The 12631-nt window shown below is 67.5% G+C and carries 11 protein-coding genes; 4 read left to right on the forward strand and 7 right to left on the reverse strand.

Going from position 1 to position 12631, the window contains the following annotated elements; all coding sequences use genetic code 11:
* Positions 1-9: 9 nt before the first annotated feature.
* Complete coding sequence (locus ACFVWG_RS18245) at positions 10-786, reverse strand: dioxygenase (RefSeq protein ID WP_391544468.1); 777 nt, start codon at positions 784-786, stop codon at positions 10-12.
* A 57-nt stretch (positions 787-843) separates the two neighbouring features.
* On the opposite strand from ACFVWG_RS18245, the gene ACFVWG_RS18250 reads away from it, so the two are divergent.
* Positions 844-1710 carry an LLM class flavin-dependent oxidoreductase gene (locus tag ACFVWG_RS18250; protein WP_391544469.1) on the forward strand — a complete coding sequence of 289 codons (867 nt, stop codon included), beginning with the start codon at positions 844-846 and terminating at the stop codon, positions 1708-1710.
* Here ACFVWG_RS18250 and ACFVWG_RS18255 read toward each other — a convergent pair.
* Together ACFVWG_RS18255 and ACFVWG_RS18260 are read right to left on the reverse strand one after the other, a co-directional pair.
* Complete coding sequence (locus ACFVWG_RS18255; protein ID WP_391544470.1) at positions 1691-2185, reverse strand: DUF6328 family protein; 495 nt, start codon at positions 2183-2185, stop codon at positions 1691-1693. The two genes, ACFVWG_RS18250 and ACFVWG_RS18255, sit on opposite strands and share 20 nt — an antisense overlap.
* Before the next feature lie 101 nt (positions 2186-2286).
* A complete protein-coding gene (locus ACFVWG_RS18260) occupies positions 2287-2490 on the reverse strand; it encodes a cold-shock protein (RefSeq protein WP_012921273.1) in 204 nt (67 codons plus the stop codon).
* Between the two features lie 451 nt (positions 2491-2941).
* On the opposite strand from ACFVWG_RS18260, the gene ACFVWG_RS18265 reads away from it, so the two are divergent.
* Complete coding sequence (locus ACFVWG_RS18265) at positions 2942-3220, forward strand: protealysin inhibitor emfourin (protein WP_391544471.1); 279 nt, start codon at positions 2942-2944, stop codon at positions 3218-3220.
* Positions 3221-3239: 19 nt separating this feature from the next.
* Here the strand turns inward: ACFVWG_RS18265 and ACFVWG_RS18270 are convergent, their stop codons facing one another.
* Complete coding sequence (locus ACFVWG_RS18270; RefSeq protein ID WP_391544472.1) at positions 3240-4820, reverse strand: beta-N-acetylhexosaminidase; 1581 nt, start codon at positions 4818-4820, stop codon at positions 3240-3242.
* Between the two features lie 209 nt (positions 4821-5029).
* Here ACFVWG_RS18270 and ACFVWG_RS18275 point away from each other — a divergent pair, with 209 nt between their 5' ends.
* The gene (locus ACFVWG_RS18275; protein WP_391544473.1) at positions 5030-5446 is read left to right on the forward strand and encodes a VOC family protein; all 417 of its coding nucleotides are present in this window, start codon (positions 5030-5032) and stop codon (positions 5444-5446) included.
* A gap of 54 nt (positions 5447-5500) precedes the next feature.
* On the opposite strand, the gene ACFVWG_RS18280 is transcribed toward ACFVWG_RS18275, so the two are convergent.
* Entirely contained in the window at positions 5501-6340 is an 840-nt protein-coding gene (locus tag ACFVWG_RS18280; RefSeq protein ID WP_391544474.1) for a DinB family protein, read from the reverse strand.
* 62 nt (positions 6341-6402) lie between these two features.
* Between ACFVWG_RS18280 and ACFVWG_RS18285 the strand changes: the two genes are divergently transcribed.
* Positions 6403-7344: a helix-turn-helix transcriptional regulator gene (locus ACFVWG_RS18285; RefSeq protein WP_391544475.1), complete on the forward strand. Its 942-nt coding sequence runs from the start codon at positions 6403-6405 to the stop codon at positions 7342-7344.
* A 328-nt stretch (positions 7345-7672) separates the two neighbouring features.
* Here the strand turns inward: ACFVWG_RS18285 and ACFVWG_RS18290 are convergent, their stop codons facing one another.
* Both ACFVWG_RS18290 and hrpA read right to left on the reverse strand, forming a co-directional pair.
* Complete coding sequence (locus ACFVWG_RS18290; RefSeq protein WP_391544476.1) at positions 7673-8437, reverse strand: GNAT family N-acetyltransferase; 765 nt, start codon at positions 8435-8437, stop codon at positions 7673-7675.
* Positions 8437-12630, reverse strand: coding sequence for an ATP-dependent RNA helicase HrpA (gene hrpA, locus ACFVWG_RS18295; RefSeq protein ID WP_391544477.1), 4194 nt, complete (start codon positions 12628-12630; stop codon positions 8437-8439). The genes ACFVWG_RS18290 and hrpA overlap by 1 nt, the downstream gene beginning before the upstream one ends.
* Position 12631: the final 1 nt, after the last annotated feature.

A 12631-nucleotide genomic window follows, 5' to 3' on the forward strand; every position in this document is an offset into this window, starting at 1 on the left:
CAGCAAACGCTAGCCGATTTGCCAGGAGCGTTTGGAGAGGCCGTACCAGAAGCCGTCGATGACGGTTTCGGCTGTGGGGAGTTGGTGGGCGGCTGCGCCTAGGGTGACGAAGAGTGGGGCGAAGTGTTCGGTGCGGGGGTGGGCGATCGTGGCGGCGGGGGCCTTGTGGAGGAAGTCGATGAGGGCGTCGACGTCTTGGGAGGCGAGGGCGCGGCGGGTCCAGTCGTCGAACTCGATCGACCAGTTCGGGGCGGGGGCGTCGGAGCCGGCGGCGAAGTTCATGGCGCGCAGGTTGTGGGTGGTGAAGCCGCTGCCGATGATCAGGACGCCTTGGTCGCGCAGGGGCGCGAGTTTCTGGCCGATGCGGAAGAGTTCGGTCGGGTCGAGGGTCGGCATCGAGACCTGCAGGACCGGTACGTCGGCATCCGGGTACATCTCCTTGAGCGGGACGTAGGCGCCGTGGTCGAGACCGCGAGTCGGGTCGTCATAGACCGGCGTACCGGGGGAGTGCAGCAGCTTGCGGACCTGGTCGGCGAGCTGCGGGGCGCCGGGAGCGGCGTACTGGACCTGGTAGTAGCGCTCGGGGAAGCCGCCGAAGTCGTAGAGGAGCGGCACGGTCTCGGTCGCCGCGAGGGTGAGCGGGGCGGCCTCCCAGTGCGCGGAGACGATCAGGGTCGCGGTCGGGCGCTCAAGTCCGGCCGAGACGTCGGCCAGCTCGGCGGTCCAGAGGCGGTCGTCGGCCAGTGGGGGTGCGCCGTGGCTCAGGTACAGCACAGGAGTGGTCATGTCAGTGATCAATGTAGTTGAACACTCAATCTATTCCCGGCTCGGTAGGGTGCGGGTATGCGATTCGGGATCACGATCCTGCCGGAGTACCGGTGGAAGGAAGCAGAACGGCGCTGGCGGCGGGCGGAGGAGTTCGGGTTCGACCATGCCTGGACCTATGACCACCTGACCTGGGGAGGGTTGCAGGACTCGCCCTGGTACGGGACGACTCCGACTTTGACCGCGGCCGCGGTGGCGACCTCGAGGATCAAGCTCGGCACCTTCGTCACCTCACCGAACTTCCGGCACCCTCTCGCGCTGACCCGCGAGATCCTCGCCCTGGATGACATCTCCGACGGCCGCTTCCTCTGCGGCATCGGTGCCGGTGGCGGGATCGACACCACGATCCAGGGCGGTCCGGAGCTCGGTCCGCGGGAGAAGGTCGACCGGCTCACCGAGTTCGTCGAACTGCTGGACACCCTGCTGACCACCGACGGCGTCGACTATAAGGGCGAGTACTTCGAGGTCCGCAACGGCCGGACCCTCCCGGGCTGCATCCAGCAGCCGCGCGTTCCGTTCGTGATGGCCGCCAACGGCCCGCGTTCGTTGAGACTGGCCGCCAAGTACGGCGCGGGGTGGGTCACCACAGGCGGTCGCGCCGACGACCTCGACGGCTGGTTCAAGACGGTCGCAGACCTGACCCACCGCCTCGACGACGTCCTCGCGGCTGCGGGGGAGGACCGCCCGTTCGACCGCTACCTGTCTCTCGACAACAGCCTCTACGCCCTCACCAGCGTCGCCGCCTTCGAAGATCTCGCCGGCCGCGCCGCTGCCCTCGGCTTCACCGACGTCATCACGCACTGGCCGCGCGCTGAAGGCGTCTACGCCGGCAGCGCGGACGTGCTGGAGCAGGTGGCCGCGGAGGTCATTCCCCGGTTCCGTTAGGCGTCGACCGCCGGACCCAGGTCGGGACGGCGTACCAGAAGATGACGAACCAGAGCAGGACCACCGCAGCGATCAGGATCGCGACCGGGCGGGACACCACGACGTCGATCGCGAGCAGGACACCGCCGGTCATCGCGAGCACCAGGAAGGCGAGGCCGGCGACCGCCATCCGGCTCGCGATCGGGAGCATTCGGTCGCGCAGTTTGTGCCGGTAGATGATGCGGTGGAAGGACACCGGCGCAAGGAGCAGGCCGACCGCGAGAGCGGATGCGATCAGCGTCACGGCGTACACGTGATGGGTGAACGCGTCCGCATTCTGGAACGCGCTCTGGAATGCGATGCTGAGCAGGAACGCGAACAGGATCTGCGTGCCGGTCTGCGCCAGCCGGAGCTCCTGGAGCAGCTCACTCCATTGCCGGTCGAGTCGCTCACCGGCGTCTTCCTCGGGGCGGCTGTATCGCTCGTGCTCGGTCATCGTGCCCCATTGTCGCAATACCGGCCGGGGACAAGGAAAGGGCCACACACCCGAAGGTGTGTGGCCCAATCTTTCAGTTTCGAGAAGAGCTGATCCGAAGATCAGATCGGGCGGATGTTCTCCGCCTGAAGGCCCTTCTGGCCCTGGGTGATCTCGAACTCGACGCGCTGGTTCTCGTCCAGCGAGCGGAAGCCCGAGGTCTGGATGGCCGAGTAGTGCGCGAACACGTCCGCGCCACCGTCATCCGGGGTGATGAAGCCGAAGCCCTTGTCAGCGTTGAACCACTTGACAGTACCGACAGCCATTGTTGTCTATCTCCTTGATGGCTTGTAACAAGACGCGATCCACACCTCATGGACCGCGTGTCGCCGAAAGGCCCCAGACGACGAAACCGGCCGTACAGCACAGCGAAAGTCAGTGGGAGTCCAAAACTGCAACGCGATAACTGTAGCCGATCTGGGGCCGCGGGGAAGGGGTGATCGAGAACACGTGTCGCTGATTGTCGCCGGTTGCCACGCTCCGTGGTCGGATGAATTCGCCGGCCGGGCGCTCGCGACACCCCGGTACGGCGGGGTAATCCCGCGCCGACCTGCTGATTCGTGCTCCGGAGTGGGTCGGAAGCGATGGCAACGTGAGACAAAGCGGCCGGTACGGCGGGTAATGGGCGCGCGTTGATGATCGAATTTTCCGGCGTGTCGCGCGGCTCTGGACATTCGTTGCACGGCACGCAATCGTGGTGGCCCACCGCCCCGAGGAGTGCTCTTGATCGTCACCGTGACCCGCAGTGGAGGGTTCGCCGGGCTCGTCGCCCAGGGCTCGCTCGACACCAGTAGCGAGCCCGATTCCGAGCAGCTGGAGGCCGCCGTACAGGCTCTGGCCGACGCGGACCTCGGGACCGGCCAGCCGCAGCCTGATCGGTACGTGTACCGGCTGGAGGTGCGCCCGGCCCCGGATCGGGACGCGACGCACCACACAGTCGCCGAGCAGGACCTGGACGAGTCCACGGCCTGGCTGCTCGAGCGCATCCTCAGCTAGCGCGCTCAGCGCTCAGCGCTCAGCGCCAGGCGATCTCCGGTGCCCGGTAGAAGTTGACGCTGAGCGCGTCCCAGCGCGAGCCCTGACCGGCCAGCCGGTCCTTGTACGCCGTCCAGTTGAGCGCGGACGCCTGTGACCAGCCGAGCTCGGCGATCCCAGGCAGCCGCGGAAACGCCATGAACTCGACCTTGTCGATATCGTCCAGCGTCTCCGACCACACCGGTGCCTCCACCCCGGCCACCGCGCTGGCAGGCAGGTTCGGGATCAGGGCCGACGGATTCCAGCTGTAGGCCTTCTCGACGCTGACCAGGCCGGCCCACGACAGGCCGTACGGGGTGTCCTTGTTGTACTTCATGTCGAGGTAGGCGCGGTTGGCCGGCGACATGACCACCGTGGCGCCCTTGGTCGCCGCTTGGCGTGCGAGGTCGCGCGACGCGGTGTCGTCGGTACCCCAGTACTGGACGATGCTCCCGGCCGGGAGAGCGGTATCTCCGATCTCGTGCCAGCCCATTACCCGCTTGCCCTTGCTGGCGACGATCGTCGATGCCTTGTTGAGGAAGGTCACATAGTCCGCGTGCGGCGTGGAGTGCGCCTCGTCGCCGCCGAGGTGGACGATGTCGCCGGGCGTCTGCGCAGCGATCTCACCGAACACGTCGTTGAGGAACGAGTAGGTGACGGCCTTCCCGACGCACAGCGAGCTGAATCCGACATTGGTACCGGTGTAGAGCGGCGGGGCGACCCCGTTGCAGTTCAGATCCGCGTACGACGCCAGCCCGGCGTTCGTATGACCAGGCGTGTCGATCTCCGGGATCACGGTGAGATAGCGCTCTCCGGCGTACCGGACGATCTCTGCGAAGTCGGCCTTCGTGTAGTAGCCGCCCGGCGTACCGCCGACCTCAAGGCTGCCCCCGTACGTCGCCAGTCGCGGCCAGCTGTCGATCTGCAGCCGCCAGCCTTGGTCATCGGCCAGATGCAGGTGCAGCTTGTTGAGCTTGTAGAGCGAGGCGAGGTCGATGTACCGCTTGACCTCGGCGACCGAGAAGAAGTGCCGGGAGACGTCAAGCATCGTGCCGCGGTAGGCATAGCGCGGTGAGTCGGAGATCGCGGTCCCGGCGATCGTCCACGGACCGGCCTGCGTGGTGGATGCGTCCGCTTTGGCGGGCAGGAGCTGCCGCAAGGTGGTGACGCCGCGGAACAGGCCCTCCGGCGTGGCCGCGGTGACTGTGACGGCCGTGCGGTCGACCCTGAGCTGGTAGCCCTCAGCGCCGAGGGAGCTTGCCCCGTCGGTCGAGAGCCGGATCGTGCCGGTGCTGGCGAGTGGGACAGTGAAGCCGGTCGAGCGCCGCAGCTGGGCGGACAGCTGTTCGGCCACCTTGGTGGCAGCTGCGCGTTCGTCCGGGCTCGCGACGACGCTGACGGCCGTCGACGACTGCAGCGTGAATGTCTCGCCGGCGAGGGTTTGCTGGGAGACCGGCTTCGGGATCAGGGCGGGCGCCGATGCTGCCGCGGCCGCGGGTGAGAGGGCGAACAGGGGAGTTGCCAACAGGGCGGCGGTCAGGAGACCGGTCAGAGGACGACGGGGGCGGAGTAGTCGCTTCATGACCGTAAGTGTTCGGGCAAGCACTCTCCCCGTCAACGCTTTGCAACTACCCGGGGTGATCTCCTTGACCGATCAAGCAGGCGTGTCGAAAGGTGCGAACTGTCCCATCGACCTGTCATCGTAGGCGGCCGGGCCTTCTGACCAGAGGGGCCCGATAGGTCCTGCCCCGACAGGGGCAGGCTGTCGAAGAGAACGAAGCTGGAGGACAGATGACGCAGGTGGCAGAGCAGCCGGGCAGTACTGCCGGGCGGCTCGGCTCGGTGGTTCTGGATTGCCCGGACCCGCTGGAGCTCGCCCGGTTCTACTCGGCGCTGCTGGGGCTGGATGTCGACGAGAACGGTGACAACGACTGGCGGAGCCTGACCGGCCCCGGGTCGTCGCTCGGTTTCTCGACCCTGGCCTTCCGGCGCTCGGAGGAGTACTTGCCGGCCACGTGGCCCGGCACCGATGCGCAGGATCTCCACCTCGACCTCATCGTCGAGGATCTTTCCAGCGGCCACGCCACTGTGGTCGCGCTCGGAGCGGAGCCGCTGGACCCGCTCGACCCCCCTCCGGCCGACAATGCGCGCGGCTGGCGGATCTATGCCGACCCGGCGGGACACCCGTTCCGGATCTGCCTGGAGTAGCACCCGACTGATGAAACCCAGCCCGTCCCGGCGCACCTTGCCGGGGCGGGCCTTTTACTGACCTTCGAGGTATGCGACGGCCTCAGCCTGCTTGAACCATCGCGCCCATCCCAGTACGTCGGCCTGGAACTGGCCGTCGGTGATCGACAGATCGGCCCCGTGCGCGACCAGGTACCGCAGCGTGTCCAGCGTGCCGGTCCCCGCCGCAAGGTGCGCCGCAGTAGCACCGCTGGTGGTCTTCGCGCTGACGTCGAAGCCCTTGTCGGCGAGCTGCGGGATGAGCTCCCACTGCTTGGCCGCGGCCGCCTCAGCCACGAGCGTCGGTCGTTCGGCCGGCGTGACCTCGCCAGCGAGCGTCGCGAGGTCCACGGGATGCGTCCCGCGGTAGAAGTCGCGGACAGCGCCCACCTCGGCGCCGTGATGGATCAACTCGTCCAGGATGTGCAACGCGAACGCCGTACCGTCATCGGCCGCGTAGGGTCCCGCGATCGGACCCATCGGCCGAGCCAGATCCTCCTGACTGAGTGAAGCCAGTCGCCGCCGCCAAACGCCGTACGCGACCTCGAGCGCGCTCCGCGCAGCGTCGGCAGACCCAGGCACCGCCGGTACGCCGTCCTCCGGCTCAGGCTGGTGACCGAACCATGTCGCCGTGCGCTCGGCCTGCAGGATGTCGACGATGTGCGCGATCCGCCACGCGAGCGTCGTGAACGGCGCCGGCTCCGGCGCGATCATCACGTAGTCGGCCGCGAAACCGTCGTCGGTCTTGCGGACGCTCCAGGAGCCGTCGAACGGCTCCCAGAAGTACTCCTCGTCGGTCATGCCCTGGATCCGCGTCCGCAGCCGCTCCCAGGCGAAGTCGGACAGACCGAGCAGATTCTCCAGTGTCGTGGTCATGAACCCACCGTAGAACGACCTGCGGACAGGATCGGTCCGCAGCTTGCGGCAGACTGAACTTCATGGACACCGCGACCCGGCTGCTCCGACTCCTGTCGCTGCTCCAGTCCCGCCCGCAATGGGACGGTGCCGAGCTCGCGACCAAGCTCGACATCACGCCCCGGACGGTACGGCGCGATGTCACGAGACTGCGCTCGCTCGGTTACCCCATCGACGCCGAGGCCGGTATCGGCGGCGGCTACCGCCTAGGCCCCGGCGGACGCCTCCCACCACTCCTCCTGGAAGACGAGGAAGCAGTCGCGGTCGCAGTCGGTCTCCGCGCCGCAACCACCACGACCGTCTCCGGCGTCGAAGAGGCAGCGATCTCCGCCCTGGCCAAACTCAATCAGGTCCTGCCCATGCGGCTCCGGGAACAGGTAGCCGCGATCAGCGCCCAGGTAACCCAACTACCGCAGGGCGATCTCCCCACCATCGACGGCGACGTCCTCACCACCCTCGCCGCCGCCTGCCGCGACACCGAGGGTCTCCACTTCGCCTACCGCACCCACAACGGCACCGACACCAACCGCAGCGTCGAACCCCTCCGCATAGTCCACACCGGCCGCCGCTGGTACCTGGTCGCCCGAGACCGCGACCGCAATGCCTGGCGCACCTTCCGCGTAGACCGCATCACCAACCCCGAACCAACCGGCATCCGCCACCACTTCACCAACCCACCGGACCCTCTGGCCTTGGTTGCCGAAGGCACCAACATCGCCCCCTGGGACCTGGTCGCCCGCATCCTCGTCCACGCCAACGCCGCAACCGTCACGCGCCACATCCCCGCCAACCAGGCCGTCGTACACCCCATCGACGCCACCACCTGCGAACTCCGCTTCGCCGCCAACGACCTGGCCCCCCTAGTCACCCAGGTCACCCGCATCCCCTGGCCCTTCGAAATCCTCGACCCACCCGAACTCCGAACCGCCGTCCAAGCCCTAGCCCACCGCCTCCTCAACGCCTAACCCCCGCCGCCGCCCGCCCATTTGATGGGTCCACCCATCAGCGTGTGGGTTCACCACCCGCATGCAGTTGGTGAACCCACAATCTCGTGGGCCCACCCACCAAATGGCGTCGACCGGTCGCCTCCTCAACGGCGAACAGGAGGCTCCCGCGGCTAGCGTCCGAAGGATCGCAGTACGTCGTCGGCGTGTTTTTGGACGCTAGCGACCCCTCAACGCAGCGGCCTGATCCAGCAGAACGGCGGGAGTGCGGACGTGAGCCACCGACTAACCTCGTCCAGGCCGCCCGGTCAACGCTTGGCCAGGCGTGGCGAGGAGTGCGGTCGCGGACTTAGACGGTGCTGGCGGTCCGGGTGAGATACCTCGCGTAGATGGTGAACAGCGCGAACCCGAGTTTGCGGTAGAGCGGCAGGCCTTGGTCGGTCGACTGCAGCAGCACCACGTGTGCGCCGTACTCGAACCCGGCCCGGACTGCTGCCCGAGTCACCAATTCGGCATACCCCAGGCGCCGGGCGTCCGCGCGGGTGGCGACCCAGTAGACACCCGCCTCGCTGCCCGACAGGACAGTCATCGCGCACGCGACCGGTCGGCCTCCGGCCCGTACGACGAATGCCGCCACCTCGGGCGCAAGCAAAACTGCGGGCGACGCGAAGTGCGCCACGGCTGCGGCGTCCCCAATGAGGCTTTCGTGAACCGCAGCGAAGCCGGCCGCCCCCGCCGAATCAGCAACTCGCTCCAGCTCCGCGCCGCACGGGACCACGAATGGACCGGGCGGTTCGTACGTGGCCATTCCAACGGCGGTCGAGCGAAGATGCAGGCCCGAGGCAACCGCTGCTCGGATCAGGTCTTTATCGCGCCGAGTCGACGCCCACAGGATCAGCTCGCGGGAGTGCTGAAGCGAGAACGACAGGACTTCCTGCACCACCGCGTTCGCATCCGCGCCCGGGTCGAGGCGAAGCCCGGCATTGTGAAACGCACCAACGAAGGGCGTGGCGGCCGCCACGAGCAGGACGGCGGCATTCTCCGCCACAGTGGCGTTCGCCGCGAAATGCCGCAATGCCGCCGCGACATTCCGGTCCGCGGCGGCGTGCAGCATCAGGACTGGGCGAGGGCTTTGCGGATGCGCTTTTCGGAGACCGGGTACGGCGTGCCGATGGTTTGGGCGAAGAGGCTGATCCGGAGCTCTTCGAGCATCCAGCGGACTTCGAGGAGTTCGGGGGAGGGGTACTTGCCGGTCGGTACGGCGCGCAACCGTTTCTCGTACTCGTCCGTGAGGGTCTGGACGATGGCCATTCCGGAGCGGTCGCGCATCGCGTTGGCGCCGATCTTGTCGAGGCGCTGCTCCATTCCGCGCAAGTACCGCACCAGATCAGGCAACCGCGCAGCCCCGGTGCGCGTGATGAACCCCGGGTTGATGAGCGCCTCCAACCGACCGCGCACATCCGACAACGCCGCCAGTAACGCCGGCGATGACGCCCGCGAGATCGCCTTGTCCACCGTCCGCGCGTGCCCGAGCACCTGCTCCACCTGCCGCAGGATCCCGAGCACGGTGTCCGCCAGATCCGACCGTACGGCGTCTCGCAGTACCGAGAACGCGGTCAGGTTCCAAGCCGGCCCATGCGCCGCCGCCATCAACTGATCGACCGCAGCAGCGATCGCGTCATCAAGCAGTTCACCGACATTGCGATGCGGACCGGCCATCAGCGTCAGCTTCTGCGCGCTACTCAAACCACGCTGTACGACGTCGATCACCGACGGCATCGTGAGGAGCAGCAACCGGCGGGTGCCGTCCCACATCGCGGCGGTCTGGTCGCGCTCGGACTCCTGGAGCCGGATCGCGACCGTCTTGCCCTCGTCGACCAACGCCGGATACCCAGCCACAGTCAGCCCGTTGCGATGCTCCGAGAAGCTCCGCGGCAGATCACCAAACGTCCAGTCCGTCAGCCCCGAACGCTCCAAACCGCTGACGGCCTTCGACGCGACTTTGGAGATCGCGGCTGTCGTCTTCGGCTTCAACCGTTCCTTGAGCTTGGCGAGATCCTTGCCCTCGGCCACTGTCTTGCCCTGGTCGTCGACCACCCGGAACGTCATCCGGAGGTGCTCCGGCACCCGGCTCCAGTCCCAGTCGGTGTCGTCGATGATCACTTCGCGCAGGTTCCGCAGCTCGTGAGCCATCGCCGTTGTCAGCGGCCCAGAAGATGGATCGAGGAACGGCAGGATCTGCCGCGCGTGATCCGGAGCCGGCACGATGTTGCGCCTGATGGCCTTAGGCAACGACTTGATCAGCGTCGTGACGAGCTCCTCGCGGAACCCGGGCACACTCCACTCGAACCCGTCGGCGCTCACCTGGTTCAGCACCAGCAGTGGCAGATGCACGGTCACCCCGTCGGCGTCCGTACCAGGCTCGAAGGCGTACGTCAGATCGAAGGTCATCCCGTTCTGCGACCACTGCAACGGGAATTCTTCTTCGCGAACCTCCGCACCCTCGCGCACCACCAGCGACCGCTCGAAGTCGAGCAGGTCGGCATCGCGCTGCCGAGCCGTCTTCCACCACGTGTCGAAGTGCCGCCCGGTGACGACGTCCGCGCCGATTCGCTCGTCGTAGAAGGCGAACAGCGTCTCGTCGTCGACCAGCAGGTCGCGGCGACGGGTGCGCTCCTCGAGCTCCTCGACCTCCGCGATCAGCTTCCGGTTCTCGTGGAAGAATTTGTGATGGGTATCCCAGTCGCCCTCGACGAGCGCGTGCCGGATGAACAGTTCGCGCGACGTCTCCGGGTCGACCTTGCCGTAGTTCACCTTGCGCCGGGCAACGATCGGTACGCCGTACAGGGTGACCTTCTCGTAGGCCATCACCGCGCCGGCCTTACGTTCCCAATGCGGTTCGGAGTAGCTGCTCTTGATCAGGTGCGGCGCGAGGTCCTCGGCCCACTCGGGCTCGATCTTCGCGTTCACCCGCGCCCACAGCCGCGAGGTCTCGACGAGCTCGGCGGCCATCACGAACTGCGGTGGTTTCTTGAACAGGCCGGACCCGGGGAAGATCGCAAAACGTGTGCCCCGGGCACCGAGGTACTGGTTCTGGTTCGCCGGATCCTTCATCCCGAGATGCGAGAGCAGCCCGGCCATCAGCGAGATGTGCACGCTCTGCGGGTCGGCCGGCTCACCGCTGTTCAGCGTGACGCCGATCTGCGAGGCGACCTGACGGAGCTGCGCGAAGATGTCTTGCCACTCACGGACGCGCAGATAATTCAGGTACTCGCCACGGCACATCCGGCGGAACTGGTTGCCGGACAGATCCTTCTGCTGCTTCTTCAGATAGGCCCACAGATTGAGGTACCCGAGGAAGTCGCTGTTCGGGTCGCGGAAGCGCGCATGCGCCTGCTGAGCCTGGGCCTGCGCCTCGGTCGGCCGCTCGCGCGGATCCTGGATCGACAGCGCCGCGGCGATCACCATCACCTCACGGACACACGAATGCTTGTCCGCCTCGACGATCATCCGCGCCAACCGCGGGTCCAGCGGAATCTGCGCGAGCTGCTTGCCGGTCGGCGTAAGCCGCCGGTGCCGCTCACCACTCTTGGCCGGCTCGATCGCCCCGAGCTCGGTCAGCAGTTGCAGGCCGTCGGTGATGCTGCGCTTGTCGGGTTCGTCGATGAACGGGAACGCCGCGATGTCGCCCAGCCCGATCGCGGTCATCTGCAGGATGACGGAGGCGAGGTTGGTGCGCAGGATCTCCGGGTCGGTGAACTCCGGCCGGCTCTCGAAGTGCTCCTCCGAGTACAGCCGGATGCAGATACCGTCGCTGGTTCGCCCGCAACGCCCCTTGCGCTGGTTGGCGCTGGCCTGCGACACCGCCTCGATCGGAAGGTGCTGCACCTTCGTCCGATGGCTGTACCGCGAGATCCGCGCCGTACCGGGGTCGATCACGTACTTGATCCCAGGCACCGTCAACGACGTCTCGGCCACGTTGGTCGCGAGCACGATCCGCCGATTACCGCTCGTCTGGAACACCCGATGCTGCTCGGCATTCGACAGCCGCGCATACAACGGCAGCACCTCGACCGCGCCGGGCCGTCCGCGCTGAGCGGCGTACTTGTCGTTCAAGGCGTCAGCGGTGTCCCGGATCTCCCGCTCGCCGCTCAGGAACACCAGTACGTCGCCGTCCGCCTCGTACTCGAGTTCGTCGACAGCGTCCAGGATGGCCTGCGTCTGATCGCGATCGATCGTGGCCGGGTCGTCCGGATCGTTGATCGGCCGGTACCGCACCTCGACCGGATACGTCCGCCCGGACACCTCGACGATCGGCGCCGGCGTGCCCTTGCTGTCCGCGAAGTGTTCGGCGAACCGCTCCGGGTCGATCGTCGCCGAGGTGATGATCACCTTCAGGTCGGGACGCCGGGGCAGCAGCTGCTTGAGGTAGCCGAGGATGAAGTCGATGTTGAGGCTGCGTTCGTGCGCCTCGTCGATGATGAGCGTGTCGTACCGGCTGAGGTCGCGGTCGCGCTGCAACTCGTTCAGCAGGATGCCGTCGGTCATCAGCTTCACCAGCGAGCGCTCGCTCACCTTGTCGGTGAACCGCACCGCGAACCCGATCGTCTCGCCGAGCTCCGTGTCGAGCTCCGAGGCGATCCGCTCCGCCACCGTCCGCGCCGCCAGCCGCCGCGGCTGCGTGTGCCCGATCATGCCCCGGATCCCGCGCCCGAGCTCCAGGCAGATCTTCGGCAGCTGCGTCGTCTTGCCCGACCCGGTCTCGCCGGCCACGATCACGACCTGGTGCGCCTGGATCGCCGCCGCGATCTCGTCCTTCAGCTGGCTGACCGGCAACTCCGCCGGATACGTGATCTCCGGTACGGCGGCCTTCCGGAACGCGACCCGCCCTTCGGCCTGCTCGATCGCGCCGATCACGCCCTGCAGCGCGTCAGCCCGCTTCCGCGCATCCTGCGTCCCGCGAACCCGCTCCAGCCGCCGCCCCAACTGCTCCCGGTCATACGCCGTCAACTCACCCAGCCGAGCAACCACCTCAGCCAGATTCACCTCCGGTACGACGTCCGCCGAGCCCGCGCCGCCAGCCGTCTCTTGCCCAGCGCGCGCGCCACCGCCGTCGCGCGGACCTCCCGGCTTGTTGCCGCCCGAGCGTCGCCGACGCCGCGGCCGCCCACCGCCGCCCGGGGAGCCACCACCCGGAGCGCGATCGCCTTCGGCGCGTGGGGCAGAGCTTGGGGTAGGCGTGGGGGAGTCCTGGGAAGGACCGGGGACTGGGGAAGGACTCGACAACTCGGTCCGGGCATCAGGCATG

Source organism: Kribbella sp. NPDC058245 (genome assembly GCF_042882005.1).
In the GTDB taxonomy this organism is placed as follows: domain Bacteria; phylum Actinomycetota; class Actinomycetes; order Propionibacteriales; family Kribbellaceae; genus Kribbella.

What these genes read in the sequence shown, in the direction of transcription:
- ACFVWG_RS18245 (WP_391544468.1), bottom strand. Translation starts at nt 786, where the DNA reads ATGACCACTCCTGTGCTGTACCTGAGCCACGGCGCACCCCCACTGGCC.
- ACFVWG_RS18250 (WP_391544469.1), top strand. Translation starts at nt 844, where the DNA reads ATGCGATTCGGGATCACGATCCTGCCGGAGTACCGGTGGAAGGAAGCA.
- ACFVWG_RS18255 (WP_391544470.1), bottom strand. Translation starts at nt 2,185, where the DNA reads ATGACCGAGCACGAGCGATACAGCCGCCCCGAGGAAGACGCCGGTGAG.
- ACFVWG_RS18260 (WP_012921273.1), bottom strand. Translation starts at nt 2,490, where the DNA reads ATGGCTGTCGGTACTGTCAAGTGGTTCAACGCTGACAAGGGCTTCGGC.
- ACFVWG_RS18270 (WP_391544472.1), bottom strand. Translation starts at nt 4,820, where the DNA reads ATGAAGCGACTACTCCGCCCCCGTCGTCCTCTGACCGGTCTCCTGACC.
- ACFVWG_RS18275 (WP_391544473.1), top strand. Translation starts at nt 5,030, where the DNA reads ATGACGCAGGTGGCAGAGCAGCCGGGCAGTACTGCCGGGCGGCTCGGC.
- ACFVWG_RS18280 (WP_391544474.1), bottom strand. Translation starts at nt 6,340, where the DNA reads ATGACCACGACACTGGAGAATCTGCTCGGTCTGTCCGACTTCGCCTGG.
- ACFVWG_RS18285 (WP_391544475.1), top strand. Translation starts at nt 6,403, where the DNA reads ATGGACACCGCGACCCGGCTGCTCCGACTCCTGTCGCTGCTCCAGTCC.
- ACFVWG_RS18290 (WP_391544476.1), bottom strand. Translation starts at nt 8,437, where the DNA reads ATGCTGCACGCCGCCGCGGACCGGAATGTCGCGGCGGCATTGCGGCAT.
- hrpA (WP_391544477.1), bottom strand. Translation starts at nt 12,630, where the DNA reads ATGCCTGATGCCCGGACCGAGTTGTCGAGTCCTTCCCCAGTCCCCGGT.